Here is a 991-nt window from a genome sequence, read left to right as displayed (position 1 = left end):
GTATCGTTGCTGATACAGGGGCCTTTGTATAAAATTCTCTCTGACATAGTACCTCCTGATTTACAGCTGGTGTATGACTCTGTCGGCAAGGCCCCACTCCACGGCCTCCCCGGCGTCGAAGTAGCTGTCTGAGGCGGTCTTGTCCAGTACCTCCTCCAGGCTTTTGCCGGTGTGGGCCGAGATGATGTCCGCAACCGTCCGGCGCGTCTGCATGAGGTTCCTGGCGATGGCGTCCACGTTCAGCGCGCTTCCGCCCACGCCGCCCGGAATCAACGGGTCGTGTATCATGACCTTGGCGTGGGGCAGCATGTCCCGCCGGTCGCCGGACAGGAACAGGACTGCGGCCATGCTGGCGGCGGTTCCGGTGCAGATGGTCCGCACCGGACAGCCGACCGCCTTCATGACATCGTAGATGGCAAGGCCGCTGGGGACCTCGCCCCCGGGACTGTTGATATACATGGTGATCTCCTGCCCGGGTGCGTCCTGCTGAAGGAAGCGGAGCTGCAGAACCAGCGCCGAGGCGGTGTCCTCCGTGATGGGCCCAATGCAGAAAATCTCCCGCTTCTGGAACAGGATGTCTTGAATCGGGATCTGGTTCAGCCCCTCGCTGGTCTCCCTGAGAACATTAGGAAGATATGCCATCGTGCGCCTCCTGTTCTGCTTTCCGAAGCGTGTCTACGGTCTGCTTTGCCCACTCCGGGAAATACTCGTCCCGGAGGATGCCGATAAAATCGCTCCTGTTCCATCTGGTCCGCTCCCCATCCCCGAGGCAGGTGGCATAGATTGCCCGGCCGGAAGCATGGGGACTGCACCCAAAGCCGCTTTCCGCCAGCCAGAGCTGATTGCGGGGAGACCAGCAAGACTCTTTGAGTGCCGCCGGGCTCAGGACCAGGACTTCTCCCTCCAGACTGCGGCCCGAAAGTGTGTCGCACTGGGAGGCGTCAAAGAGGGAGAGTCCCTTTACCTCGTCCAGGAATGCTTCCACGAAGCC

At 61.0% G+C, this 991-nt stretch carries 1 protein-coding gene and 1 pseudogene; both read right to left on the bottom strand.

The genetic code is table 11. The features are described 5' to 3' along the window. Positions 1-60: 60 nt before the first annotated feature. Positions 61-642 carry a ClpP family protease gene (locus tag B5F94_RS15935; RefSeq protein WP_087331569.1) on the bottom strand — a complete coding sequence of 194 codons (582 nt, stop codon included), beginning with the start codon at positions 640-642 and terminating at the stop codon, positions 61-63. Continuing rightward, positions 626-991, bottom strand: a pseudogene (locus B5F94_RS16590) (hypothetical protein); the annotation flags it as partial. The gene B5F94_RS15935 and the pseudogene B5F94_RS16590, both read right to left, overlap by 17 nt.

Origin of the sequence: Flavonifractor sp. An4 (genome assembly GCF_002161755.1) — a bacterium.
Taxonomy (GTDB): Bacteria; Bacillota; Clostridia; order Oscillospirales; family Oscillospiraceae; genus Flavonifractor; species Flavonifractor avicola.
This window is presented reverse-complemented; position numbering and strand designations above follow the sequence as displayed.

Bases quoted from the DNA above. Each gene is read 5' to 3' on its own strand.
- B5F94_RS15935 (WP_087331569.1), bottom strand. From the start codon at position 642: ATGGCATATCTTCCTAATGTTCTCAGGGAGACCAGCGAGGGGCTGAAC.